Annotated in this window: 22 protein-coding genes; 6 read left to right on the top strand and 16 right to left on the bottom strand. The window is 72.1% G+C overall.

What is annotated here, in order from left to right; genetic code table 11:
* Positions 1 to 2 precede the first annotated feature (2 nt).
* Positions 3 to 1,127 carry an LLM class flavin-dependent oxidoreductase gene (locus EV284_RS00490; protein ID WP_130329142.1) on the bottom strand — a complete coding sequence of 375 codons (1,125 nt, stop codon included), beginning with the start codon at positions 1,125 to 1,127 and terminating at the stop codon, positions 3 to 5.
* 590 nt (positions 1,128 to 1,717) lie between these two features.
* Between EV284_RS00490 and EV284_RS00485 the strand changes: the two genes are divergently transcribed.
* Positions 1,718 to 2,707, top strand: a complete 990-nt coding sequence (locus tag EV284_RS00485; RefSeq protein ID WP_130329140.1) for an amino acid ABC transporter permease — start codon at positions 1,718 to 1,720, stop codon at positions 2,705 to 2,707.
* On the top strand, positions 2,704 to 4,674 hold the full coding sequence (locus tag EV284_RS00480; RefSeq protein ID WP_130329138.1) for an FAD/NAD(P)-binding protein: 1,971 nt from the start codon (positions 2,704 to 2,706) through the stop codon (positions 4,672 to 4,674). The genes EV284_RS00485 and EV284_RS00480 overlap by 4 nt, the downstream gene beginning before the upstream one ends.
* 46 nt (positions 4,675 to 4,720) lie before the next feature.
* On the opposite strand, the gene EV284_RS00475 is transcribed toward EV284_RS00480, so the two are convergent.
* The 4 genes from EV284_RS00475 to EV284_RS00460 form a co-directional block, all read right to left on the bottom strand.
* Positions 4,721 to 5,596, bottom strand: a complete 876-nt coding sequence (locus EV284_RS00475) for a TauD/TfdA family dioxygenase (RefSeq protein WP_130329136.1) — start codon at positions 5,594 to 5,596, stop codon at positions 4,721 to 4,723.
* A 61-nt stretch (positions 5,597 to 5,657) separates the two neighbouring features.
* Entirely contained in the window at positions 5,658 to 6,464 is an 807-nt protein-coding gene (locus EV284_RS00470; protein ID WP_130329134.1) for an ABC transporter ATP-binding protein, read from the bottom strand.
* The gene (locus tag EV284_RS00465; protein ID WP_130329132.1) at positions 6,451 to 7,506 is read right to left on the bottom strand and encodes an ABC transporter substrate-binding protein; all 1,056 of its coding nucleotides are present in this window, start codon (positions 7,504 to 7,506) and stop codon (positions 6,451 to 6,453) included. The genes EV284_RS00470 and EV284_RS00465 overlap by 14 nt, the downstream gene beginning before the upstream one ends.
* Positions 7,507 to 7,544: 38 nt before the next feature.
* Complete coding sequence (locus EV284_RS00460) at positions 7,545 to 8,321, bottom strand: ABC transporter permease (protein ID WP_130330913.1); 777 nt, start codon at positions 8,319 to 8,321, stop codon at positions 7,545 to 7,547.
* A gap of 512 nt (positions 8,322 to 8,833) precedes the next feature.
* Between EV284_RS00460 and EV284_RS00455 the strand changes: the two genes are divergently transcribed.
* From EV284_RS00455 to EV284_RS00445, 3 genes are all read left to right on the top strand, one after another.
* On the top strand, positions 8,834 to 10,780 hold the full coding sequence (locus EV284_RS00455) for a hypothetical protein (protein ID WP_242625483.1): 1,947 nt from the start codon (positions 8,834 to 8,836) through the stop codon (positions 10,778 to 10,780).
* Between the two features lie 35 nt (positions 10,781 to 10,815).
* On the top strand, positions 10,816 to 11,262 hold the full coding sequence (locus EV284_RS00450; protein WP_130329130.1) for an SRPBCC family protein: 447 nt from the start codon (positions 10,816 to 10,818) through the stop codon (positions 11,260 to 11,262).
* 160 nt (positions 11,263 to 11,422) lie between these two features.
* Complete coding sequence (locus EV284_RS00445) at positions 11,423 to 12,085, top strand: PASTA domain-containing protein (RefSeq protein ID WP_242625482.1); 663 nt, start codon at positions 11,423 to 11,425, stop codon at positions 12,083 to 12,085.
* Positions 12,086 to 12,171: 86 nt separating this feature from the next.
* On the opposite strand, the gene EV284_RS00440 is transcribed toward EV284_RS00445, so the two are convergent.
* The 3 genes from EV284_RS00440 to EV284_RS00430 form a co-directional block, all read right to left on the bottom strand.
* The gene (locus EV284_RS00440) at positions 12,172 to 13,140 is read right to left on the bottom strand and encodes a tetratricopeptide repeat protein (RefSeq protein WP_130330907.1); all 969 of its coding nucleotides are present in this window, start codon (positions 13,138 to 13,140) and stop codon (positions 12,172 to 12,174) included.
* Between the two features lie 273 nt (positions 13,141 to 13,413).
* Positions 13,414 to 14,610 carry an MBL fold metallo-hydrolase gene (locus EV284_RS00435; protein ID WP_207228877.1) on the bottom strand — a complete coding sequence of 399 codons (1,197 nt, stop codon included), beginning with the start codon at positions 14,608 to 14,610 and terminating at the stop codon, positions 13,414 to 13,416.
* A gap of 183 nt (positions 14,611 to 14,793) precedes the next feature.
* Entirely contained in the window at positions 14,794 to 15,579 is a 786-nt protein-coding gene (locus EV284_RS00430; protein WP_130330903.1) for an SGNH/GDSL hydrolase family protein, read from the bottom strand.
* 259 nt (positions 15,580 to 15,838) lie between these two features.
* On the opposite strand from EV284_RS00430, the gene EV284_RS00425 reads away from it, so the two are divergent.
* A complete protein-coding gene (locus EV284_RS00425) occupies positions 15,839 to 16,636 on the top strand; it encodes a tyrosine-protein phosphatase (protein ID WP_130329128.1) in 798 nt (265 codons plus the stop codon).
* Positions 16,637 to 16,666: 30 nt separating this feature from the next.
* Here EV284_RS00425 and EV284_RS00420 read toward each other — a convergent pair whose 3' ends face one another.
* From EV284_RS00420 to shc, 8 genes are all read right to left on the bottom strand, one after another.
* Positions 16,667 to 16,789 carry a DUF6126 family protein gene (locus tag EV284_RS00420; RefSeq protein ID WP_130329126.1) on the bottom strand — a complete coding sequence of 41 codons (123 nt, stop codon included), beginning with the start codon at positions 16,787 to 16,789 and terminating at the stop codon, positions 16,667 to 16,669.
* Complete coding sequence (locus EV284_RS00415) at positions 16,786 to 17,409, bottom strand: XRE family transcriptional regulator (RefSeq protein ID WP_130329124.1); 624 nt, start codon at positions 17,407 to 17,409, stop codon at positions 16,786 to 16,788. The genes EV284_RS00420 and EV284_RS00415 overlap by 4 nt, the downstream gene beginning before the upstream one ends.
* Before the next feature lie 85 nt (positions 17,410 to 17,494).
* Positions 17,495 to 18,880, bottom strand: a complete 1,386-nt coding sequence (locus tag EV284_RS00410; RefSeq protein ID WP_130329122.1) for an aspartate aminotransferase family protein — start codon at positions 18,878 to 18,880, stop codon at positions 17,495 to 17,497.
* The gene (gene dxs, locus EV284_RS00405; RefSeq protein WP_130329120.1) at positions 18,881 to 20,779 is read right to left on the bottom strand and encodes a 1-deoxy-D-xylulose-5-phosphate synthase; all 1,899 of its coding nucleotides are present in this window, start codon (positions 20,777 to 20,779) and stop codon (positions 18,881 to 18,883) included.
* Positions 20,780 to 20,813: 34 nt separating this feature from the next.
* Complete coding sequence (gene ispG / locus EV284_RS00400) at positions 20,814 to 21,947, bottom strand: flavodoxin-dependent (E)-4-hydroxy-3-methylbut-2-enyl-diphosphate synthase (RefSeq protein ID WP_130329118.1); 1,134 nt, start codon at positions 21,945 to 21,947, stop codon at positions 20,814 to 20,816.
* A 4-nt stretch (positions 21,948 to 21,951) separates the two neighbouring features.
* The gene (gene hpnH, locus EV284_RS00395) at positions 21,952 to 22,974 is read right to left on the bottom strand and encodes an adenosyl-hopene transferase HpnH (RefSeq protein ID WP_130329116.1); all 1,023 of its coding nucleotides are present in this window, start codon (positions 22,972 to 22,974) and stop codon (positions 21,952 to 21,954) included.
* A 5-nt stretch (positions 22,975 to 22,979) separates the two neighbouring features.
* Positions 22,980 to 23,621: a 1-hydroxy-2-methyl-2-butenyl 4-diphosphate reductase gene (locus tag EV284_RS00390; RefSeq protein WP_130329114.1), complete on the bottom strand. Its 642-nt coding sequence runs from the start codon at positions 23,619 to 23,621 to the stop codon at positions 22,980 to 22,982.
* Positions 23,622 to 25,652, bottom strand: coding sequence for a squalene--hopene cyclase (shc, locus tag EV284_RS00385; RefSeq protein ID WP_130329112.1), 2,031 nt, complete (start codon positions 25,650 to 25,652; stop codon positions 23,622 to 23,624).
* Between the last annotated feature and the right edge of the window lie 21 nt (positions 25,653 to 25,673).

The raw sequence follows: 25,673 nt of genomic DNA, 5'->3' as shown, positions 1-25,673 counted from the left end.
GGTCACTCGCCCACCGCCGTGAGCGGGCCGGTGCCGGCCGTGCGGGCGGCGTCCCGCTTGGCGACCTCCTCGCGGACGATCGGGATGACGTGGCGGCCGAAGTCGATGGCGTCGCCGAGCAGGTCGTAGCCGCGCGCGGAGAGGATGTCGACGCCGAGGTCGTAGTAGTCGAGGAGGGCCTGGGCGACCGTCTCCGGGGTGCCGACCAGGGCGTTGGAGTTGCCCGCGCCGCCGGTCGCGGCGGCGGTCGGGGTCCACAGGGCACGGTCGTAGCGCTCGCCCGCCTCGGCGATGGCGATCAGGCGCTGCGAGCCGGCGTTCTCGGGGGCGCCGCCGTGGTGGTGGCGGACCAGGCCCGCCTCGCGGCGCTGCTTGATCGCGCCGACCGTGCGGTGCGCCTTCTCCCAGGCCAGCTCCTCGGTGGGGGCGATGATCGGGCGGAAGGCGACCTGGATGCGGGGCACGTCGGCGCGGCCGGCCTCTCGGGCGGCGGCCTTGACCTTCTCGATCTGCGCGGCGGTCTCGGCCAGGGGCTCGCCCCACAGGCAGTAGATGTCGGCCTCCGCGCCTCCGGCGGCGTACGCGGCGGGCGAGGAGCCGCCGAACGAGACGCCGGGGCGCGGCTGCTGGACGGGGAAGACGTCGCTGACGAAGTCGTGGAACCGGTAGTGCTCGCCCTCGTGGTCGAACGCCTCGTGGGTGGTCCAGATCTTCTTGACGATCCCGATGTACTCGCGGGTGCGGGCGTACCGCTCGTCCTTGGTCAGGGTGTCGCCCTCGCGGCCCTGTTCGTGGTCGTTGCCGCCGGTGATGAAGTGGACGGTGAGCCGGCCGTCGCTGATCTGGTCCAGGGTGGCGAAGGTCTTGGCGGCGAAGGTGGGGTAGGAGACGTTGGGCCGGTGGGCGAGCAGGAGCTGCAGCCGGTCGGTGCGGGCGGCGATGTACGCGGCGGCGGGCGCGGGGTCCGGGGAGCCGGAACCGTAGGCGAACAGCACCCGGTCCCAGCCGTGGTCCTCGTGGGCCCGGGCCAGGCGGAGGGTGTAGTCCCGGTCGAAGGCCGCGCCCGAGCGCGGGGTGGTTTCGGAGCCGTCGTTGGTCGCGGCTATGCCGAGGAACTCCACTGGCATGAGTGAGCCTTTCCGGCGAGGAAGCGCAGGCATGCGGAGACGAACTGCCGTGCGCAGCAAACAAATTGATGGATCGTCAGAACAATGACGTCAGAAATGCGGCGTGACGACGACGGGCGTCGGGTGAACGTGGGACGGTGCGGCGGCAGCGCGCGGAAGGGTGGGCATCGGCCCGCGCCGGGACTCAAGCCGGCGGAGGGAAAGGGCCGGTCAGACGGCCCGCTGCCGAGTCAGGCGCAACACGAGGACGACCACACTCGACCGAAGTCGATGTGATCGCGCGTGACCAAGCGCTGCTGGGCATCCATGCGGTCAATTGAGCAGCGCATCTCGCCATTCGTCAACCCATGACCGCATGCCGGACCGCAACCGGCGCCCCGTCCGGGGCGGTTCCCGAAGGTGTGGTTGACAGACATGTGTGGCACACACATACGATCGACGGCGGACGGGCCTGCCACGCGGCGGGCTCATCCGGTCGCGTTGAGGGACGCGGCACGTGACGACGCAGGCCACCGGCCGCACCGTACGCGAGTACGTGTGCCACCGGACGGTCTCCCACGTCCGCACCTCCCTCCCCGGAGCGTCTACCGATGGCCACGCCTTCCGATGTCACCTCCCCTTCCCTGCTGAAGCCCCCCGCGGCCGCGCCGCCCTCCGACGACACCGAGCTGCCCCGGATCGTGCCCCGCCGGCACCTCGGGCGCTGGGTCGCCGCGGCCGTCGCCCTGCTGGTCCTGGCCATGGTGCTCAACTCCGTGGTGCGCAACGACGCCTTCCAGTGGCAGGTGGTGGGGCAGTACTTCACCACCGCCGCCGTGCTCGACGGGCTGCTGCTCACCCTGTGGCTGACGGCCGCCGTGATGGTGCTGGCGTTCCTGCTCGGCACCGGCATCGCGGTGCTCCGCCTCTCCGCGAACCCCGTGCTGCGCACCCTGAGCTGGGGCTATGTCTGGATCTTCCGCTCGACGCCGCTGCTGGTGCAGTTGCTGTTCTGGTTCAACATCGGCGCCCTGTACCCGACGCTCGGCGTCGGCATCCCGTTCGGCCCCGAGTTCGTCACGGTCAAGACGGTGAACCTGCTCGGGCCGACCCTGACCGCGCTGATCGGTCTCACGCTGCACGAGACGGCGTACGCGGCGGAGGTGATCCGGGGCGGCATCCTCTCCGTGGACGCCGGGCAGACCGAGGCGGCGCAGGCGCTGGGCCTCGGCAGATGGCGCACCCTGCGCCGGATCGTCGTCCCGCAGGCGATGCGCTCCATCGTGCCGACGGCCGGGAACATGCTGATCGGCACCTTGAAGGGCACCAGCATCGTCAGTGTGCTGGCGGTGCACGACCTGCTGTTCTCCGTCCAGTTGATCTACAACCGGACCTACCAGGTCATCCCGCTGCTGCTGGTGGCCACCGTCTGGTACATCGCGGTGACGTCGGTGCTCAGTGTGGGCCAGTACCACGTGGAGCGGTACTACGGCCGGGGCGCCGCCCGCACCCTGGCGCCCAGTCCGCTCGCCCGGCTCGGCCCCTGGCTGACCGTGCTGCGCGCCCGGACGCGCCGCGTCTCCCCCGGCGGTGACCGATGAGCACGCGCACCCTGGTGATCGTCGGCGCGGGACCGCGCGCCACCGGGCTGCTGGAGCGCATCGGCGCCGGCGCGCCCGAACTCTGGTCGGGGGAACATGAGTTGCGCATCCATCTGGTGGACCCGCATCCGCCCGGTCCGGGCCGGGTCTGGCGGCACGAGCAGTCGCCGCTGCTGCGGATGAACTCGATGGCCGAGGACGTCACCATGTTCACCGACGAGATCTCCACCGTGGCCGGCCCGGTGCGCCCCGGCCCCTCGCTGGCCGAGTGGGCGGCCCAGTTCGCCTCGCCGGACGCCCCGCGCTTCCTCCCGTACGCGGAACCGGCCGACCCGGAGGTGCTCGCCGAGCTCCGCACCCTGGGCCCGGCCGACTTCCCGACCCGGCGTGCCCAGAGCGCCTATCTGGACTGGGTCTTCCGCCGGGCGCTGGCCGATCTGCCGCCCTCGGTGACCGTCGAGTGGCACCGCACCACCGCGACCTCGGTCACCGGTCCGGCCGACGGCCCCCAGGAGGTGCGGCTGGCCGGCCGCGGCGACCCGCTCCGGGCGGACCTGGTGATACTGACCCAGGGGCACCTCGGCTCGACCCCCGCCCCGGCGCACCGGGTGCACGCGGACTTCGCGCGGCGGCACGGGCTCTTCCATCTGCCGCCCGTCTTCTCCGCCGACGCCGACCTGTCGGGACTGCGGCCGGGCGAGGACGTCGTGCTGCGCGGCTTCGGGCTCGCTTTCGTCGACCTGACGGTGCTGCTCACCGAGGGCCGGGGAGGCGCCTACCGGACCGAGCCGGACGGCACGCTGACCTACCTGCCCTCCGGCCGCGAACCCGTACTGCACGTCGGCTCGCGGCGCGGGGTGCCCTACCACGCCAAGACCGGCTACCGGCTGCGGGGACCCCGGCCGCCGCTCCCCCGGTACTTCGGCCCGGAGGCGGTCGGCGCGCTGGCCGAGGGGGGTGGCCCGCTGGACCTGCGGCGCGACGTGTGGCCGCTGATGGCCAAGGAGATCGGGTTCGGCCACTACCACGAGCTGTTCCACGCCCATCCCGAGCGGACGGCCATGCCCTGGCCGGAGTTCCTGGCCGCCTACGACCGGTTCGGCTGGTACTCGGCCCGGTTGGCCGGGCTGGTCGCCACCGCCGTGCCCGACCCGGCCGACCGGCTGGACTTCGAGGCGCTGGACCGCCCGCTGGACGGTCTCGTCTTCGGCACCCCGGACGCCTTCCAGGAGCACCTGCGCGCCTACGCCCGCGAGGACGTGGCCCGCCGCGAGAACCCGGAGCACAGCGCCGACCTCGGCGCGTTCCTCGCACTGCTCTCCATATACGGCCAGCTGCCCGGTCTGGTGGCCTCCGGACGGCTGACGGCACGCTCGCTGGCGGACGGGCTGGACGGCTGGTGGCACGGGTTCTTCAGCTTCCTCGCCTCCGGCCCGCCCGGCTTCCGGCTGCGGGAGCTGGACGCACTGTCCCGCGCCGGCGTGGTGCGCTTCCTCGGTGCCGACATCAGGGTCGGCACGGACGAGGCCACCGGCACCTTCACGGCCACGAGCCCGACGGTGCCGGGTCACACGGTGCACGCGACCGCCCTGATCGAGGCGTATCTGCCGGGTCCGAACCTGGACCGCACCGAGGACCCGCTGCTGCGGCAGCTGCACCGCACGGGCGCGCTGGCGGAGGAGGTGGTGGCCGACGGCACGCACCGGCACCGGTCCGGCCGGATCACCGTCTCCCTCGCCGACGGCCATCTGATCGACCCCGGGCTGGGCCGGCCGCACCCGCGCCGGATCGCCCTGGGCGCCCCGACGGACAGCAGGGCCATAGCCGCCTTCGCCCGCCCCCGCACCGACGCGCCCGCCTTCCGGCAGAACGACACGGTGGCCAGGGCGGTGCTGCGGGCGCTGGACGCCGGCCCTTCGGAGCCGTACGTGCCGGGTCCGGCCGACTGCGCGCGGGTCGGAGGCTGATGTACGAGGGGGCTGTCCGGACGACGACCGGGCAGCCCCCTCGTACCTACCCCCGCGGCCCCACCGGGATGTCGCCGCGCAGGGTGATCCGGTGCATCACCCGGTGCTGGTCGCCGTAGTCGCGGTTGGCGTAGTGCGAGGTGCTGCGGTTGTCCCACAGGGCCACGTCACCCGGCTGCCAGCGGTGCCGCACCACATGTTCGGGCTTGGTGAGGTGTGCGTAGAGAATGTCGAGCAGACCCCGGCTCTCGTGCTCGGAGACGCCGACGATGTGCGAGGTGAAGCCGGGGTTCACGAACAGCCCCTTGCGCCCGCTCTCCGGGTGCACCCGGACCACCGGATGCTCCACCGGCGTGAGCTGCGTGAACACCTCGCCCTCCCACAGGTTGCCCTTGCCCTGCCGGCGCTGGGCGAGGTAGTAGCCGAACTCGCGGGAGCCGTCGTGCACGGCGGTGAGGGTGTCGATGTGCGCCCGCAGCCCCGGCGACAGCGACTCGTACGCGGCCTGGCTGTCGGCCCAGTTGGTGTCGCCCCCGGTGGGCGGCAGCACCACCGCGCGCAGCACCGAGACGGCGGGCGGGCGGGCCACGAAGGTGACGTCGGTGTGCCACACGTCGGCGAAGCCGTTGTCCTGGCTGTCCAGCGAGTACACCTCGGGCGCCACGTCGCCGGAGTCGTGCACCGGGTGCCCGACCGTGACCTCGCCGAGCCGGCGGCCGAGCTCGATCTGACCGGCGTCGTCGAGCAGGTGCTGTCCCCGTACGAAGAGGACCTTGTGGCGCACCAGGGCCTCGCGCAGCGCCAGCACGCCGTCGTCGTCCAGGTGCGCCAGCTCGATGCCGTCGATCTCGGCGCCGATGTTCGGGCCCAGTTCGGTGAGCGGCAGCCGCGTCGCCAGGGGCCGGTCGCTGAGGATGCTCATACGGGTGTCCTTTCCGGTGCGGCCCCGTCGGGGACCTGGGTTTCTTGTCGCGGTACGGCGGTCAGGCCGCGGCGGCGCTCTTCACGGCGTGCGCGACCTCGGCGCGCAGTTCCCCGAACTCCGGTGATCCGCGCAGCTCTTCGGCGTCCACCTCACCGCGCGGCAGGGTGATCGGCAGGTCGAGCGCGACGGTCCCCGGGCTCTTGGTCAGCACCACGATGCGGGAGCCGAGGAACACGGCCTCCTCGGCCGAGTGCGTCACGAACACCGTGGTGCGCCCTGCCTGCGCGGCCATCCGGCGCACGTCCTCCTGGAGCCGTTCACGGGTGAGCGCGTCCAGCGCCGCGAAGGGTTCGTCGAGCAGCAGCAGCGGGTTCTCGGCGGCGAGCGCGCGGGCGATGGCGACGCGCTGCTGCTGGCCGCCGGAGATCTCCCAGACCCGGCGCACCTCGGTGCCCTCCAGCCCGACCCGCGCCAGCAGCTCCGCCCGCCGCTCGGGCCATCGGGCGCGCTCGACACCCGCGTACCTGAGGGCCAGGTCGAGGTTTCCGCGCACGGTGCGCCACGGGAAGAGCCTCGGCGTCTGGAACACCACGCCCGCCGTGTCACCGGGGCGGGGATCGATGCCGGAGACCCGCACGGTGCCCTCGCTGGGCCGCTCGAACCCGGCGATCAGGCGCAGCAGGGTGCTCTTGCCGCAGCCGGAGGCGCCGACCAGGACGAGGAACTCTCCCGTGGGCACGGTGAGATCGACCGGGCCGACGGCGGTCACGGCACCGTACCGGTGGGTGACGTGGTCGAGCCGGACGGCACCGGCCTCGGCTCCGCCGGGCTCGACCTGCGCTTCCGCCAGCTCACTTGAGGACATCGGGCAGCCCCTTGAGGTAGAACGCCTTCTCGACGGAGGCCGCGGAGGGCGCGGCATCGATCTGCTTCTGGCCGGCCAGGAAGCGGCCGGTGTCCCCGACGTAGGTCAGCAGCTTGCCGGGCTTGCCGTCGGCGCCCAGCCACTCGGCCGAGGTCACCTGCTCCGGGGTGAGGAACACGCCCTGCGCGAGCTGGGCCCGGGCGTCGGCGGCGCTGATGTTCAGCTCGGCCGCGACCGCCTTCACCGAGCCCTCGTGGTCGGACCTCAGCAGCCGCAGCGCCTCCGCCTCGGCCTTGCGCCAGGCGTCGATCGCCTTCGGGTCGCGGGCGATCAGCTCGTCCGAGACGACGGCGAGGTCCAGGGTCGGCTTGCCGGAACCGGCCACCTGCTTGCTGCTGGTGAGCTGCCTGCCCGTCTTGCGCAGCTCGTCCAGCGTGGGCAGCCAGACGTACGCGGCGTCGATGTCGCCCCGCTGCCAGGCGGCGAGGATCGCCTGCGGCTGGAGGTCGATCAGCTTGACGTCGGACGGCTTCAGCCCGGCCTTGTCCAGCGCGGCCAGCAGGCTGTAGTGCGAGGTCGACGCGAACGGCGTGGCGACCGTACGCCCCTTCAGCCCGGCCACGTCCGAGACCCCGGTGCTCTTCCGCGCCACCAGCGCCTCGTTCTCCCCCGCCACGTCGAGAATCCAGGCGACCTTGTACGGGATCGGCGACGGCCCGGATATGCCGCGCGCGAACGGGCTCGACCCGAGCGCGGCGATGTCGAGGGACTTGCCGAGGAAGGCCTGGTTGACACTGGCCCCGGAGTCGAACTTGATCCAGGTGATGTCGTGGTCCGGCAGCGCCTTCTCCAGCAGCTTTCTGTTCTTCACGATCAAGTCGCCGCTGGGGAAGGCGAAGTAGCCGATGCGCAGCCGTTTGCCGGAGCCCGAGGCCGAGGCGGAGCCGGCCGTGGAGCAGCCGGTGACCGCGGCGGTGGCGGCGACGGCGAGCGCACCCGCGAGCAACTGGCGGCGGGACGGGCGGTGCGGGGCGTGGGACATGGGAGTGCCGTTTCTTCTCGCGGGAGTAGGTGCGCTTCTCAGGAGCGGCCGCGCCAGGGCACGACGGCCCGCTCCAGGCGCAGCAGCAGGCCGTCGATGATCAGGCCGGAGATGCCGATGGCGATGATGCCGACGAGCACGACCGGGGTGTTGTTGTAGTTGGCGGCGTCCTTGACCATGCCGCCGATGCCGGGCAGCCCGTTGACCAACTCCGCCGCCACCAGGGAGGAGTAGGCGACGCCGACGGCCAGCCGGACGCCGGTCAGCGTCTCCGGCAGGGCGGAGGGGATCACTACGTCCCGTACGACGTCCCAGCGCGAGGCGCCGAGCGCGCGGGCGGCCTCGGTGAGCGCCTTGGGCACCGCGGCCACGGCCGTGGTGGTGGAGACGGCGACCGGCGGGAACGCGGCCACGGCCAGCAGGGTGATCTTCGGCTCCTCGTTGATGCCGAGCCAGATGATCAGCAGGGAGAAGTACGCCAGCGGGGGCAGCGTGCGCAGGAAGGTGATCCATGGCTCGAACAGCGAGCGCACCCAGCCGACGGTGCCCATCAGGAGCCCGAACACCACTCCGGCGGCGATGCCGATACCGGCGCCGAACGCGATGCGGCGCAGGCTGATGCCCAGGTGCTCGATGAGATAGGTGCCGTTGTAGCCGCGGACCCCGTCGTGTGTGGTCGACACGTCGATGAAGGCCCGCCACACCTTGGCCGGCGGCGGCACCAGGGTCTCGCTCCATGTGCCGCTCACCGCGAGGAGTTGCCACAGGAGCAGGAACAGGACGAGCGAGCCGAGCGGAAGTGCGCCACGCCGCACGGCACTTGACGACCGGGCGGGACGGGGTGCGGCGGCGGCCGGGAGCGGGTCGGCCTTCTCCGGGCGCAGGGAAAGGGACACGGACGGCCTCCATGGGGGCCTCGTAACAGCGGCGTGGTCGATTGCGCGGGTACGGCGAAGTGCCGCCTGCGCAGCGGGAGATACCGGCCCTGCGAGACACCTCGCCTGGCACCGCGCCGGGTTGCCTCACCGGGCGGAGCGGACCGTCAGGAACGCGCGGACAGCGGAGGTCAGCGACAACACGCGGCCGGGCGTCGGCACAGGTCGATGACCAGGCGTCGCACCAGCGGCATGGGATTCATGGGGCCCTTTTCTACCTCAGCGGGGGCTCACCACCAAGAGGTGTCCACGAAGTGGACCACAGGGTGAGAAGCGGGACCGAGAGAAACGTTCTGCCTGGACAGGGCCGCCTGGAGAGGGCGCCGGAGGGCGCGGTGACCCGAGCGGCGTTCACTCGTTTGCCGTAGCACCAGCTCCGAACGCCCCCGGTCGTGGAAGGCAGTCGCCCGATGGTCCTGTCCTCGCTCAGTCGTTCCCCGCACGGTTCGCGCGACCGCCTGCTGCACGCCGAGCACAGAATCGCCGAGCGGTACGCCGAGCTGGTCCGCCTCGCCTACCTCGTCCTCCCGGCGTCCCTCGGCCGGCACCGCCGGGTCCTCGCCGCGCACTCGCTGGTGCAGCGCAGCCTGCCCGACGCCACGGCCGCCGTACCGGCGCCCCGGTCCCCGGGCGCCGACCCCGACCGCCCGCTCCGGTTGGCGGTGGTGCGCGGGGCGCTCGCCCAGTGCCGGCGCCCCCGGCTGTGGCCGGAGGGGGCCCGGCCACCGCTGCTGCTGGTGCCCCGGCTGCCCGTGGTGTTCGGGCTGCGGCTGGCACCGCGCTCGGGCGGGGCCGAGGAGATGGCGCTCGGCCAGGCTCTCTCCGACCTCTCCGCACCGGCCCGTGCCGCCTTCGTCCTCCTCCGCGTGGAGGGCCTCACCGCCGACCACGCGCGCGGGGTGTTGGAGGCGGCCGGGGTGGCGGATGCCCGGTCGGCGGTACGGGAGGCGGCACGGCTCGACACCTCGCTCGGTACGGCCGCCGCGGCGGTGCTCACCTCGGACGAGTTCGACGCGTGCACCCTGCGCGCCCGCCCCACCGACCTGGTCCGCCGCCGGCGCCGGGTACGCCTGGCGGCGCTCTCCGTCCTCGCGGGCGCCCTCGCCACCGGCGGGCTGGCCGCCGTCACCCACTCGGGGCCGGGCACACCGGACGCGCCCGAGCCGCGGTCCGCCCATCTGGTCCGGGTCGATCCCGGTGCCTGGGCGGACACCTCGCGGGTGGACTTCACCGCCTGGCCCGCGCGCGGGGACCGGGTGCGCGACCGCGCGCTGCTGGACCGGGCCCTGGCGGTCTGGGCCGATCCGCCGTCCGGGGTACCGGTCGACCGCGCCCCCGGCACCCCGGCCGATCCCCCGCCGCGCGCTCCGCGGCTGCTGTACGCCGGGTCGGTGGACGGGCACGCGGTGGTGGTGTTCCACGACGGCCAACGCCTGGTGCGGTACGGCGAGTCGGGCACCGGCGAGCGTCTCGCGCTGGCCCGCGTGGACGACGCCGACGTGACGACGGCCGCGGCCGTGGTGCTGGAGGAGCGGGGCGGTGCGGTGCGGTATCTGCTGGCGCCGTGGGTGGCGGAGTCCTCGGTGCGCGATCTGCTCCGTCCCGACGCGCCCGCGCGGCCGCTCCCGGTGGCGCGGGACGGGGTGACCGCGCCGGTGCCCCGGTGGACGGGCGGCGGCTGCGGGCATCGCCCGGCGCTGCAGCTGCGGTCGTCCCCGGCGATCGCGGAGCACCACGCGTTCCTGCTGGCCGACCTGGGCGGGCTCACGCCCGCGCATCTGACGTACACCCCGCTGCCGGGTCACGGCTCCCCGCCCGCCCGGGAGCCGGGCGAGGCGACCGGCCCGGCCGCGCTGGTGGCCTGGGGACATGCGGGCTGTGATCTGGACCCGGCGGGCGGCGCGGGGGTGCGGGCGGTCAACGCCTGGGACTTCGCCGGGCAGGACCTCCCGGACGGCGGGGGGCACGCCGTATGGACCTGCGCGCGGGCGGACACCTGGCAGGGCCCGGGGAACATCACCGTCTCCCTGCGCAGGCCGGGCGAGGACGCGCGGGTGGTGGCTCGGGTGCGGTCGACGGCCACGTGCAGCAGGTTCGGCAGGCACGTGGTGGCGCGGACGCACTGGAAGTCCCCGCACGGGCACTGGTACGTCCTGGCGGCGGGCAGCCGCGCCGTCACCTCGCTCACCCTCACCGGTGACGTGCGCGCCACCCGGAACGGGCACACCCTGGCGGTGCGGGCCCCCAAGGACGCCTCCACGAAGGTCAGGGCCCACCTGGCCTCGGGCGAGAGGCTGCCGGAGGTCGGTTCCGCGCCTTCCGGGGGTACCCGGTCCTGACGGCGAACCCGCTGCCCGACCCCAGGAGATCGACCATGGTCCACGTCCGACGATCCTTCACCGTCCCCCGCCCCCTGCCCGCCGTGAACGCCTACCTGGCCGACTTCGCGAACGCCGTGGACTGGGACCCCGGCACCCAGGAGTGCGACCGGACGAGCGGCACCGGCACCCTCGCCGAGGGCGCCACCTGGCACAACGTCTCCGAGTTCCGGGGCCGCAGCACCGAACTCGAGTACCGCCTCGACCACCGCTCCGAAGACCGCCTCACCTTCACCGGCACCAACAAGACCGCCACCTCCACCGACGACATCACCCTCCGCCCCACCCGCGACGGCACCGAGATCACCTACGACGCCACCATCCGGTTCCACGGCCTGGCCCGCCTGGCCGACCCCTTCCTCCGAAGCGAGTTCGAACGCCTCGGCGACGAGATCACCCACACCATGCCGAGGGCCATCGAGTCGGCGGTGCGCCCGAGTTGAGGCAGGCGCGCGCGGGGGTCGCCCGCACGCTGGACAACCCCCGCGCGGCACATCCGACTTCACGCGACCCAGCCACAACCCCCTCACCGATTCCACACATCGCTTACCTTCCGTTTACGCTCCCCCTTGCACCACAACCCGCACCAACCAGGGGGGAACCATGGCTAACTGGAAGCTCATCGGCGGAATCGCAGGCGGTCTCATCGTCGTGGGGGCCATCGGCAACGCCGTCAACGGTGACGGCACCGACACCGCCGCGCCGACGCCGTCGTACGCCACCACCGCGGCGGCGACGCCCGCACCCGCCGGGGCCGACGACAAGCCCGAGAAGGTCGAGGCGGAGACGAAGACCGTTCCTCAGTTCGTGGGCATGGGCCTTCAGTCCGCTCAGGACACCGCGCAGGCCGCCGGGTTCTACGGGCTGAAGTCCCACGACTCCCTCGGCCGCGCCCGTCACCAGATCCTCGACCGCGACTGGAAGGTCTGCTCCCAGAACGTGCGGGCGAACAGCAGCGCTTCCACCGACAAGGTGCTGGACTTCGGCGCGGTCAAGCTGAAAGAGACGTGCCCGGCCCACGACGAGACCGCCCCGTCGGCGGCGGGCGGGATCATGCCGTCGTTCACCGGGAAGAGCGTCTCCGCGGCGCGGGACGCACTGGACCCGGGCACCTCGTTCACCGTCGAGGACGTCTCCGGGCAGGACCGGTTCATCCTGGTCGAGTCCAACTGGAAGGTGTGCTCGCAGGAGCCGGCCGCCGGGGCCAAGGTGACTGGACAGCCGGTCACCCTGAACGCGGTGAAGTTCGAGGAGGAGTGCCGGTAGCGGCTACGACCCGCCGCGGTGGGGGTCGGTCGCCGCCTTACGGAGGTGCCGCGAACACGGCCTCGGTCGGCCCCAGGTGCAGAACATCAGTTCTCACGGATGCGGTGAGCCTCGGCAACGAGTCCGTGGGGCAGCTTCGGACCCGCACACGCGTAGTCGATCAGCAGGTTCCGGTAGGTGGTGTCCGCCAGCTCCGGCGACAGGGCGATCAGGGTACTCAGGTCCTCGGACGAGCCGGAAAGACGCGTGCGGTAGGCGGCGCCCGCCGCGCGCAGGAGGACTTCGTGAGGGTTGTACACCAAGCCCTGTTCGACGAGGCTCGCTGCTGCCGCGAAGTCGCCCTGCTCGGCACGCACGTCCGCCAGGTCCAGGTAGAGGGACCAGTTGGCGGAGTCCAGGCGCAGGGCGCGTTCGAGGGCCGTAGCCGCCTGATCCAGGTCTCCCAGCACACGCCAGGTGGCCGCTCGTGCGACTGCCGTCCACACGACCCGTTCGACGGCATCGGCGCGGTCACACAGAGCGAAGGACAGTTCGTGTCGTCCGCAGGCTCGGGGCAGCCGGGCCATGGCGGCCAGGGACTCCGGCACGGGATTCCGTTCGGACACCACGTCGAGGGCATGGAACCAGGGCACGAAATGCTCCCGCATCTCGTCGGTGTCCAGGTCGTGACCGTAGTCCAGCGTCCGCAGACATGCCTCGGCCAGCGCCGCAGCACTCACCGCGCCAAGAAAGCGCGCGTCGCCGAACCAGGGTGCGGCGCCCCATGCCACGTCGGGTCGCACACCCGTGACCGAGCCGAGAGTCATCACCGCGTCGTCCATGTCGCCGTCGAGGAAGAAGAAGTACGCCTGGGCCGCCACGGCACTCAAGGAACCGTCCCCGCCGAGGCCCTCCTTCAGTTCCGGGCGTCGGTCCTGCCACAACTCGGCGAGGGCCGCATAGGGTTCCGGAGCCGCCGGAGCCGAAGCTATCGCCCCCACCAGAAGCTTCACGGCGCCCACCGGGCTTCCGCCGCAGTGCGCCATCACACCAGCGAGACTGACCCCCGCTGCCACTGACTGATTCGACATTGCCAGAGAGTACCCGTGGCCAAGGGTTGTGTGAGCACGTCCGCTTGGCCGGCGGTCCGGCTGTCGGTGATCTGTCAGTGACGGCAACCCTGCCGACAACGCCGGCACGCAAAGGCGACGATCAGGCCAGCAGGGGAAAGCCCCCTCCCAACGCCACGCCGGATTCCGACAACTGCTGGTTCGCCAGTCCGGCACGGACGAGAGGACGCGGACCGTCGAGGCCGGCCGGCAGGCTCTATGCCGGGTCGGCGGACGGCGTCACAGGTCACCCGCGAAGTCGAGATCACCGCTCTGCTCCCGCGCGGCAGCCGACGCGACCACCCGCGGGCGGCGCCACGTCTGCGCGATCGGGCCCGACACGGACCGCCACCACGCGTCGGACGGCACCCGCCCGCCCGGCTCGAAGGGCTCGCCGGGGCGGGGGGAGGCCACCGTCTGGCCCGCGGCCTCGCCCGCCTCCTTCGTCCACTCCCCCGGTTCCGCCCAGGCGTGCATCGCCAGGTTGAAGGTGCCCCAGTGGATGGGGAGGAGGACGCCGTGCGGGGTGCCGGACTGGAGGTCGAGGTGGGCGCGGACGCCTTCCTCGGGGGTCATGTGGATGTCGGGCCAGTAGGGGCTGTAGGCGCCGATCTGGATCATCGTGACGTCGAACGGGCCGTGGGCCGCGCCGATGTCCTTGAAGCCGTCGAAGTAGCCGGTGTCGCCGCTGTGGTAGACGCGGTGCCGCTCGCCCGCGACGACCCAGGAGGCCCAGAGGGTGTGCTGGGTGTTGCGCAGGCCGCGGCCGCAGAAGTGGCGGGCCGGGGTCGCGGTGAGCGTCACCCCGCCGACCTCGGTCGACTCGTGCCAGTCCAGCTCGCGCAGCCGGTCCGGGGAGACCCCCCAGTGTTCGAGGTGCGCGCCCACGCCCAGCGGGACGGCGAACAGGGTGTCGGTGCCGGCCAGTGCCTTGATGGTGGGCAGGTCCAGGTGGTCGTAGTGGTCGTGGGAGATGACCACCACGTCGACCGGGCCGAGTGCGGCCAACGGCAGCGGGACGGGGTGCAGCCGCTTGGGCCCGGCGAACGGGAACGGGGAACAGCGCTCACCCCAGACCGGGTCGAACAGCACCCGGTGGCCGTCGATCTCCACCAGCGCGCTGGAGTGTCCCAGCCAGGTCACCCGCAGGCCGCTCGCCGGCGGCTTGGCCAGGTCGGCCACCGTGGTCGGGTGCACCGGGATCGTGCCCCGCGGTGCGCGGACGGGACGCGTGTCCTTGTCGAAGTACGCCTTGGCCAGCTCCAGCGTGGAGCCGGAGGGCCGGGTACGGGCCGTGCCGCCGGGGTTGACGAAGACGCCGTCCTTGAAGTGCGGGGAGCGCTGGATGCGGGCCAGGCGCTCACCGCTCGGTTCCACGCCGAAGGCTTCGGGCTGTAGCGCGCGGAGCCCGGAGCTCAGGGAACGCAGACCGGACACGGTACCTCCAGGTGGAGTCGCACAAGGGCTCCATGGTCGACGGCGGCTGCGACGGACCGGAGGCCGCCGCGGGCCGGTCGGCCCGGCCACAAGTCCCAACGCCCACGCGGCCCTCACTGTTCCCGGACAGTGTTCGGCACCCGCCGCCCCCACGGCCGTGGGGGCGGCGGCAGCCCGCGGACCTCACGCCACCGAGGCGATCCGCATCCTGATGTCGCTCGGCGACAGCGCGCCCTTGGCCACCACGTGGTCCCCGGAGGACTCGCCGCGCAGCCGGCGCCCGATCCACGGCACCAGATGCGTACGCGCCCAGTGCACGTCGTCGCGCCGGATCTCCAGCGTGCCGCGCGGCGGCAGCACCGGCCACTCCTGCTCGGGGTCGGCCGGGATCTCCAGGCCGAGCGCCTGGCCCGCGCGCAGCGCGACGCGGGTGTGGCCCTCGGGCGAGAGATGCAGCCGGTCCCCGTCCCACGCCCGGCGGTCCTGCACGGACTTCAGGGACCACAGGTCGAGCACGGGGCAGTCGTACCGGTCGGCGATGGCCCGTACATGACCGTTGTACGTGGCGATCTTGCCGCGCAGGTGCTTGAGCAGCGGAACGCCGCGGGTGTCGAAGCCGGTCGCCACCAGCACGGTGCCGGCGCCCGCGGCGAGCTGGGCCACGGCGCGCTCGAAGCGCTCGGCCGTCTCGTCCGGGTCGGTGCCGGGGCGGATGATGTCGTTGCCCCCGGCGCAGATGGAGACGAGGTCCGGGGCGAGCGCCGCCGCCCTGGGCACCTGGTCCGCCGCGATCTGGTCGAGCAGCTTCCCCCGCACGGCGAGGTTGGTGTACCTGAAGTCGCCTTCGGGCCGCCGGTCGGCGAGGAGTACCGCGAGCCGGTCGGCCCAGCCGACGAACGCCCCGTCGGGGCCGGGGTCGCCGACGCCCTCGGTGAAGCTGTCCCCCACCGCCACGTACGACCCGATCACTGTCCTGTTGTCGTTCTCCATATCGTCTGCCACATCGGACCATGATTCACCTTCGGATGTGACCTACGCGACCGTAAGCAGGGGTTGACGGACGGTGAGATAAGCCACGCTTAAAGAATTTGCCAATCACGGAATAGGGCTTCCGGCCGTCCTGCCGACCGGGCGATCACGGGGCCGGAGCGGGGCAAAGGCGATGTCGTATCGTCGGCGGTGCGCCCGCCGACGAGCCGCGGCGGGGCGGAGCCTTGAAGGAGCACCCGTGACGCAGCAGGTCCCGTCGACCGAACCCGAGCTGTCCGCCGTCCGCAACTTCCGCGACGTGGGCGGCCTTCCGACGGTGGACGGGCGCCGGGTGCGGCACGGGGTGCTGTTCCGCAGCGGGCACCTCGCGCACGCGACCGAGGAGGACGCGGCCTACCTCTCCTCGCTCGGCCTGCACACGGTCTTCGACTTCCGGAACTCGGCCGACCAGCGCCTCGAAGGCCCCGATGTCGAGCTGCCCGGGGTGCGGAACGTGAACGTGCCGCTGAGCGACCCGGCCGACGGCGCCGAGTTCTGGCGGATGGTCCGCGACGGCGACCTGGACCAGCTGCGGGAGATCCTGGCCGACGGCAAGGGCGCGGGCCGCATGATCGACTCGTACCGGAGGATCGTCACGGAGCGCACCGCCGAGCACTCCCGTGTACTGCACGCGCTGGCCGAGGACAGCGTGCCCGCGCTGATGCACTGCGCGGCGGGCAAGGACCGCGCGGGCATCTCGGTGGCGGTGACGCTGCTCGCGGTGGGCGTGGAGCGGGACGCGATCACCGCCGACTACCTGGAGTCCAACGCCAAGCACCGCCGTTACAAGGTCCGGCGCAACGGCGACCAGGCCAGCGCGTACACGCCCGAGGTGATGGAGCTGCTCAGCCCCCTCTTCGACGCGCGCGCGGAGTACCTGGCGGCGGCCTTCGACAGCATCGACGACACCTGGGGCGGCGTGGACGCGTACCTGGAGCGGGGGCTGAAGCTCTCGGACTCCGCGCGGGAGCGGCTGCGCGAGCGCCTGGTGGACTGAACCCGCCGTCCCGGGGCTCCCGCGTCTCGCTCAGCCCTTGGCGCCGAGCGAGAACAGCAGGAAGAGGAAGGCGGCCAGCACATGGCCGAGGGCGACGTACACGACGAGCCGGACCCACAGGGAGGGCGGCAGCTTGTCTTCCATGTCACTCATGACGGGTCTCCGGTCGGGTGGCCCAGGCACAGGGTGGCCGTGGGGCTCTGCAGCAGGGTGTGGACGAACAGCAGCTCGACGCCGTCATGGTCGTCGGCGTTGAGGCGGTGCGGGGTCAGCGAGTCGAAGTGGGCGCTGTCCCCGGGCGCGAGCACGTGCGCGCTGTCCCCGAGGCGCAGCCGCAGCCGGCCGCTGAGCACGTACAGCCACTCCTCGCCGGGGTGGACGCGCACGATGTCGCCCTCGGCGCGGTACGGCACCCGGACCCGTAGGGCCTGCATGCCGCGGCCGGGGGCACCGGCCTGGAAGTAGGTCCAGCCGGCGGCGCGGGTGGGTTCCATGTCGGCGGCGCGCACGATGGCGTCCCGGTCGGCGGCCGTCTCACCGAGCAGGTCGGAGACCGTCGTACCGTAGATACGGGCGAGAGCCAGGAGCATCGGCAGCGAAGGCTGGCGGTGTCCGGTCTCCAGCCGGGAGAGGTGGGCCGGTGAGAGTCCGGCGGCCCCGGCCGCGGCCTCCAGGGTGAGGCCGGCCCGACGGCGCAGGGCGCGCAGTTGCGGCGCCACGGCGGGCAGGTCGTCGCCCTGGCCCGCCGGGGAGGGCGCTTCGGAGGCGTTCATACCTCCATTGAGCCGCACTTTTGCCTGTCAGGCAATTTTGTTGCCTCAGAGGCAAAAAAACCGTCCTAAGCCCCGGTGGAGAGCCTCAGCGGCCGGCGACCGCCTGCTTGATCAGCGTCCGCCCGAAGTCCCACATCAGCCCGCCCCCGCTGTGCGCGTCGTCCATGACCGCGGTGAAGGCGTCCAGGAACCGCTCCACGTCCGCCTCGTCGATGACCAGCGGCGGGATCAGCTTGATCACCTCCAGGTGGTCGCCGGAGACCTGGGTGAGAATCCGGTGCCGCTGGAGCAGCGGGACGACGACCATCTGCGCGAACAGCCCCTTGCGGGCGGCCTGGAGCATGGTCCACCGGCCGCGCAGCTTCAGGGAGTCGGGGCGGCCGAACTCGATGCCGATCATCAGCCCCCGCCCGCGCACGTCGGCCAGCAGCTCGTACTCGCCGACGAGCGCGGCGAGCCGGGACTTCAGCAGCTCCCCCGTGGTCCGCGCCCGGGCGACGATCTGCTCGTCCTCCATCACGGAGAGCACCGCGAGCCCGGCGGCCATGGCCTGGGCGTTGGAGCCGAAGCTCGCGGAGTGCACCAGGACCCGGTCCATGGACGAGTAGACCTTCTTGAAGATCCAGTCCTTGCCGAGCGTGGCGCTGACCGGGACATAGCCGCCGGAGAGCGCCTTGGCGACGCACACCAGGTCGGGCTCGACGCCGTCCTCGTGCTGGTAGGCGTAGAAGTCGCCGGTGCGGCCGAGCCCGGTCTGCACCTCGTCGGCGATGAGCAGCGCCTTGTGCCGGTGCAACAGCTCCTGCGCGGCGCGGAGATAGCCGGTCGGACTCTCGTGCACGCCCTTGCCCTGGATGGGCTCGACGATGAGGGCGGCGACGTCGCCCTTCTTCAACTCCCGCGCCAGGGCGTCGAGATCACCGAGGGGCACGGGGGTGTCGGGGAGCAGCGGGGCGAAGCCGTCGCGGAAGCCGTTCTCGCCGTTGACCGACAGGGAGCCGGTGGTGAGGCCGTGGAAGGCGTGGTCGCAGTAGAGGACGCGGGGGCGGCCGGTGGCGAAGCGGGCGAACTTCAGCGCGGTCTCGACGGCCTCGGTGCCGCTGTTGCCGAAGAACACCCGGTCCAGGTGCGGGCTGTGGGCCAGCAGGCGTTCGGCGAGCAGGCCGGGCAGCGGCTGGCAGTCGAAGCGGGTCAGGTCGGCGAGACTCAGGTCGAGCACGTCGTGCAGGGCCTTGCGGACCACCGGGTGGTGGCGGCCGAGGCCCATCACGCCGAACCCGGCGAGCATGTCGAGGTAGTCGTTGCCCTCGGCGTCCCAGAAGTGGGCACCCTCGGCACGCTCGTAGACCTTGTCGAAGCCGATGGTGTGCAGCATGCGCGGGAGTTGGGGGTTGAGATGGCGCGTGTGCAGGTCGTAGCGCTCCTCCCCCCGCGCGGCGAGGAGGGCTTCGAGGTCGAACTCCGTGCTCATTCAGCTCTCCTGGTTCTGTCGTGCGCCGGCGTCCTTGACTGCGAGGCTCGCGCTGATCCGCCCGGCGATCTCCACGGGTGTGAGGCCGATGTCGGCCAGCACCTCGCTCCGTTTGGCGTGCGCGAGGAACTGGTCCGGGATGCCGAACCGCCGTACGGGCACGTCCACGTCGGCGTCCCCGAGGGCCAGCGCCACGGCCGAACCCACGCCTCCTGCCCGGCTGTTGTCCTCCACGACGGCCACCAGCCGATGTCCGGCGGCGAGTCCGGGCAGCGCGGGATCGACGGGCTTGACCCAACGCGGGTCCACCACCGTGCAGTTGAGTCCCCGCGCCGCGAGCAGCGAGGCGGCCTGGAGGCAGACCGGCGCCATCACACCGACGGCGACGAGGAGTACGTCCGGCTCGTCGTCCCGGTGGAGCACGTCCATGCCGCCGACGTGACCGAGGGCCGGGATCTCGGGGCCGACGGACTCCTTGGGGAAGCGCACCAGGGTGGGCGCGTCGTCCACGCCGACCGCCTCGCGCAACTGGGCGCGGAGCTGGGCGGCGTCGCGCGGGGCGGCGATCCTGAGGTCGGGGACGACCTGGAGGATGGACATGTCCCACATGCCGTTGTGCGAGGCGCCGTCGACGCCGGTGATCCCGGCCCGGTCCAGCACGAAGGTCACCCCGCAGCGGTGCAGGGCCACGTCCATCAGCAGTTGGTCGAAGGCGCGGTTGAGGAAGGTCGCGTAGACGGCGACCACCGGGTGCACTCCCCCGGTGGCGAGGCCCGCCGCGGAGACGGCCGCGTGCTGCTCGGCGATCCCGACGTCCCAGACCCGGTCGGGGAACCGCGCGGCGAACGGTCCGAGGCCGACCGGGTGCAGCATGGCCGCCGTGATGGCGACGACGTCCTCGCGCTCCTCCCCGATCCGGACGATCTCCTCGCCGAACACCGAGGTCCACGAGGGCCCGCCGACGGGGGTGAGCGGAGCGCAGGTCAGCGGGTCCATCACGCCCACGGTGTGGAAGTGGTCCTCCTCGTGCGCCAGGGCGGGCGGATACCCGCGCCCCTTCTCGGTGAGACAGTGCACGAGCACCGGCCCGTGGAACCGCTTGGCCCGGCGCAGCGCGGACTCGACGGCGCCGATGTCGTGCCCGTCGATGGGGCCCACGTACTTCAGCCCCAGGTCCTCGAACATGCCCTGCGGGGCGAAGGCGTCCTTGAACCCCTTCTTGGCGCCGTGCGCGGCCTCGTACAGCAGCCCGCCGACGACCGGGGTGCGCTGGAGCGCCTCCTTGCCCCAGGCCAGCACCTGCTCGTAGCCGTCGGTGGTGCGCAGCGTGGCGAGGTGGTTGGCGAGGCCGCCGATCGTGGGCGCGTAGGAGCGCTCGTTGTCGTTGACGACGATGATCAGCGGGCGGTCCTTGGCGGCCGCGATGTTGTTGAGCGCCTCCCAGGCCATGCCGCCGGTCAGCGCGCCGTCCCCGATGACCGCGACGACGTGCCCGTCCTCCCCGAGCACCTGGTGCGCCTTGGCGAGGCCGTCGGCCCAGCCGAGGGAGGTGGAGGCGTGGCTGTTCTCGACGATGTCGTGCTCGGACTCCTCCCGTGAGGGATAGCCGGACAGGCCGCCCTTGCCGCGCAGCTTGGAGAAGTCCTGACGGCCCGTCAGCAGCTTGTGCACATAGCTCTGGTGTCCGGTGTCCCACACGATGCGGTCGACCGGCGACTCGAAGACCCGGTGCAGGGCGATGGTCAGTTCCACCACGCCCAGGTTGGGGCCGAGGTGCCCCCCCGTCCTCGACACCGCCTCCACCAGGAACGCCCGTACCTCGGCGGACAGTTCGCCCAGGTCGTCCTGCGACAGCGCCTTCAGGTCGCGTGGTCCCCGGATGCTCTCCAGAATCGTCACGCCGGCCCCCTCTCGGTCCGTGCCGTGCTCTGCCTCAACTCACCTGATCCGTCGCGCCGTTCTCCTCGGCCAGCCGCATGGCCTCTTCGATGAGGGTCTCCACGATCTTCGACTCCGGGACGGTCTTGATGACCTCGCCCTTGACGAAGATCTGCCCCTTGCCGTTGCCGGAGGCGACTCCCAGGTCCGCCTCGCGGGCCTCGCCGGGTCCGTTCACCACGCAGCCCATGACCGCGACGCGGAGCGGGACCTCCATGCCGGTCAGACCGGCGGTGACCTCCTCGGCCAGCTTGTAGACGTCCACCTGGGCGCGGCCGCAGGAGGGGCAGGAGACGATCTCCAGGCCGCGCTGCTTGAGGTTCAGGGACTCCAGGATCTGGTTGCCGACCTTGACCTCCTCCACCGGCGGAGCCGACAGGGAGACCCGGATGGTGTCACCGATGCCCTCGGAGAGCAGCGCCCCGAAGGCCACCGCCGACTTGATCGTGCCCTGGAACGCCGGACCCGCCTCCGTCACACCCAGGTGGAGCGGGTAGTCGCACTGCGCGGCGAGCTGGCGGTACGCCTCGATCATCACGACCGGGTCGTTGTGCTTCACCGAGATCTTGATGTCCCGGAAGTCGTGCTCCTCGAAGAGGGACGCCTCCCACAGCGCCGACTCCACCAGGGCCTCCGGGGTGGCCTTGCCGTACTTCTGCAGCAGACGGCGGTCCAGCGAACCCGCGTTCACGCCGATCCGGATCGGGGTGCCGTGGTCCCTGGCCGCCCTGGCGATCTCACGGACCTTGTCGTCGAACTGCTTGATGTTGCCCGGGTTCACACGGACCGCCGCGCAGCCCGCCTCGATCGCCGCGAACACGTACTTCGGCTGGAAGTGGATGTCCGCGATCACCGGGATCTGCGACTTACCCGCGATGGTGGCCAACGCGTCCGCGTCGTCCTGCGTCGGACACGCCACCCGCACGATCTGGCAGCCGGACGCCGTCAGCTCCGCGATCTGCTGCAACGTCGACCCGATGTCCGACGTACGGGTCGTCGTCATCGACTGCACCGACACGGGCGCCCCGCCCCCGACCGCCACCGGCCCCACCTGGATCTGCCGCGACACCCTGCGGGTGGCGACAGGGCGGGCCGGTACCCCGGGGACGCCCAGGGAGACGGCGCTCACGGCCTCACTCCCGGTTTCCGGAGACGGTCTCACGCATGGCCCGCAGCGACTCCTTCAGCGAGCCCATGGTGGCGAGGACGGCGGTCGGCTCGTAACCACAGTGCGCCATGCAGTTGGCGCAGCGCGGGTCCTTGCCCCGGCCGTACTTGTCCCAGTCGGTGTCCTCGACCAGCTCGCGGTAGGTCGGCACGTACCCGTCGCTCATCAGGTAGCAGGGGCGCTGCCAGCCGAAGAGGGAGTAGTTCGGGATGGCCCAGGCGGTGCAGGGGAAGTCGACCTTGCCCTCGAGGAAGTCGAGGAACAGCGGGGAGTGGTTGAGCCGCCACCGCCTGCGGTTGCCGCCGGAGAACGCCTTCTTGAACAGCTCGCGGGTCTGCTCGACGCCGAGGAAGTGCTCCTGGTCGGGCGCCTTCTCGTAGGCGTAGGCGGGCGAGATCATCATCTCGTCCACCTCCAGGTCGTCGTTGAGGAAGTTCAGCACCTCGACGATGGTCTGCGGGGTGTCGGTGTTGAAGAAGGTCGAGTTGGTGGTGACCCGGAAGCCGCGCTGCTTGGCCTCCTTGATCGCCGCCACCGCCTCGTCGAACACGCCCTCCTTGGCCACCGACTCGTCGTGCCGCTCGCGCAGCCCGTCGATGTGCACGGCGAACGCGAAGTACGGGGACGGGGTGAACTTGTCCATCTTCTTGCGCAGCAACATGGCGTTGGTGCACAGGAAGACGTATTTGCGCCGGGCGACGAGCTGGCGCACGATCTCGTCGATCTGCGGGTGCATCAGCGGCTCACCGCCCGCGATGGACACCATCGGCGCACCGGACTCCAGCACCGCGCCCACCGCCTGGGCGACCGGCATCCGCTGCTTGAGCACCCCGGCCGGGTGCTGGATCTTCCCGCAGCCCTCGCACTTGAGGTTGCAGGCGAACAGCGGTTCCAGCTCGACGATCAGCGGGAACTTGTCCCGCTTGCGGAGCTTCTGTTCGGCCAGGTATGTAGCGACCTTGATGGACTGACGCAACGGCATGGCCATCTGGCTCACCTCCGGGGGAGCGGCAAGGAACGGTGCCATTCGAAAAACGCGGGAAGGACGGAACGGAGAACGCGGAAGGCTGATATTCCACCGCGTACCGTTCCGATCCGGACAAGTTCATGTTCAGGAGCGTCCACGACCACCCGTACGGCCGCAACCGGGCGGTCGCCCGTGCCGACGGCGGTGCGCAGGGTGGCCGCCGATTCCATGTCGACCGCGATCGCGCTGGTCGCCAGCAGGGCGGAGCGTTCCGGGCCCCGGACCACGTGGTCGGAGCCGGTCAGGGGGCCGGTGTGGACGGTGCGGCCGGGTACGGCGCGCCTCAGCTCCTTCACCAGCAGGTCGGTGCCCACGCAGGGGACGGCCCCCCGCGGGTCACGGGTCTCCTCGGCGACCACCAGGTCGCCGGGGTGCATGCCCGGTGCCAGCCCGGCGCAGAAGCCGGTGGCCAGCACGGCGGTGCCGGCCGTCCCCGGCCCGGCGAGCCGCTCGGCGACGGACCGCTCCGCCGCCCTGGGGCCCATGCCGGTACGCAGGACGGTGAACCGCCCCCCGGCCCCACCCCGGTCGCCGGTGCGCAGGGCGAACCGCTCGATGCCGAGCGCGCAGACGATCAGCAGGGGTGCCGAGGCGGGCCGGGGTCTCATTCAGCTCCCTCCGGCTGTGGCGCGCGGGCCTCTGCGGGCGGCCAGGGGCGCCTTGTCGAAGGGGTCGCCGTGCAGGTACCGGCCGAGCGCGGTGAGCGGGAACACCTGCCGGTAGAGGTGGTAGTTGATGGAGAAGTCCCAGGGGAAGCCGGTGCCGGTGAAGTACGGCTCGTCCCAGGAGCCGTCGTCCCGCTGGGTGTCGGCCAGCCACCGCACTCCGCGCTCGACGGCCTCGGAGTCCCGCTCCCCCGCCGCGAGCAGCGCCATCAGCGCCCAGGCGGTCTGGGAGGCGGTGGAGGCACCCCGGCCGCTCCATTCCCTGGCGTACTTGTACGAGCGCAGGTCCTCGCCCCAGCCGCCGTCGTCGTTCTGCGCCTGCTGGAGCCAGTGCACCGCGCGACGGATCGCCGGATGGGAGACGGGCAGTCCGGCCGCGGTCAGGGCGGGCACCACCGAGCCGGTGCCGTACACGTAGTTGACGCCCCAGCGGCCGAACCAGGAACCGTCCGCCTCCTGTTCGGCGAGCAGCCAGGCGATGCCGCGCCGGGTACGCGGATCGTGGGCCAGCCCCTCGGCCGCCATCATCTCCACGACGTGCGCGGTGACATCGGCGGACGGCGGGTCGATCACCTCGCCGAAGTCGCAGAACGGCAGCCGGTTGGGGAACGGGCTGGTGTTGTCCACGTCGAAGGCGCCCCAGGCGCCGTTCTTCGACTGCATCCCGAAGTTCCAGCGCACCGCCCGCGCGATGGCCCCGTCCACCCGGTCGGGCTGGGGGTGGTGGACCCGGCGCAGGGCGAGGGCGACTTCGGCGGTGTCGTCGATGTCGGGGTAGTTGTCGTTGTGGAACTCGAACGCCCAGCCACCCGGCGGAAGTTCAGGGCGCTTGACGGACCAGTCGCCGGGCCGGCGGATCTCCTCGGCCAGCATCCAGTCGGCCGCCTTGAGCAACTGGGGGTGATCGGCGGGGACTCCGGCGTCGGCCAGCGCGATGACGGCGAGGCAGGTGTCCCACACCGGGGACTGGCACGCCTCGATCATCCGGGAGCCGTCCTCGCGCCAGACGGCGAACCGGTCCAGCGACTCCAGCCCGGCCCGCATCACCGGGTGCCTGAGGTCGTAGCCCATCAGGTGCAGCGCGATGACCGAGTACACGGCCGGCGGCTGGATGCCGCCCCAGCAGCCGTCGTTCTCCTGTCGCTCGACGATCCACCGGGCGGCGGCGTTCACCGCGGCCCGGCGCACCCGGCGCGGTACGGCCCCCCGCAGCCGGTGCACCACCCGGTCGAGCCGTTCGAAGGCGCCGTCCCAACTGGCCAGCGGAGCGAGGGGCTTGGGCGGGTTGGGGTTGGCCGGGTCGGTGTGCAGCTCGTCGAGCGGGAAGGGCGCGGGGCGGACCGGACGCTTGGCCGAGACGATGGTCAGCGGCACGATGGTCTGCCGGGCCCAGCAGCCGAAGTCGTAGATGTTGAGCGGCAGCCAGGTGGGGAACCAGATGAGCTCCGGGGGGAGTTCGGGCAGGTCCTCCCACTTCCACCAGCCGAACAGGGCGAGCCAGATCCGGGTGAAGACGCGGGCGGAGGCGATGCCGCCCCGCTCCCGCACCCAGGCCGAGGCGCGTGCCATGTGCGGCGCGTCCGGCGCGTCCCCGGCCAGCCGCAGGGCGACGTACGCCTCGACGGTGGCGGACAGGTCGCCGGGGCCGCCGTAGAAGGTGGCCCAGGCGCCGTCCTCGCGCTGCTCGCCCCGGATGAACAGGGCGGCGGCGCGGGTGGTCGCCGCGTCGAGGATGCCGAGGAACTGGCGCAGCAGGAGGTCCTCGGCGTCCATGGTGACGTTGGTCTCCAGGTCGCCCTTCCACCAGCCCTCGGGGTCCTGCCGGGCCAGCAGGAACTCGGTGGCGCGCGCGGCGGCGCGTTCGGCGGCCTCGGGTACCCCGGCCGCCAGGGGGTCGGTGCTGTCGGTGTCGCTGGCCGCGGCAGCGCGGGGCGGGATGGTGGCCCCGGTGCTTCCGTCGGTCGTCGCTGTCATGGCTTCCCCTTTTGGCAGTCG

It is taken from the genome of Streptomyces sp. BK022 (assembly GCF_004217355.1).
Classification (GTDB): Bacteria; Actinomycetota; Actinomycetes; order Streptomycetales; family Streptomycetaceae; genus Streptomyces; species Streptomyces griseoluteus.
Note: the sequence above shows the minus strand (reverse complement) of the source record. Positions and strands in the feature narration are given on the sequence as shown.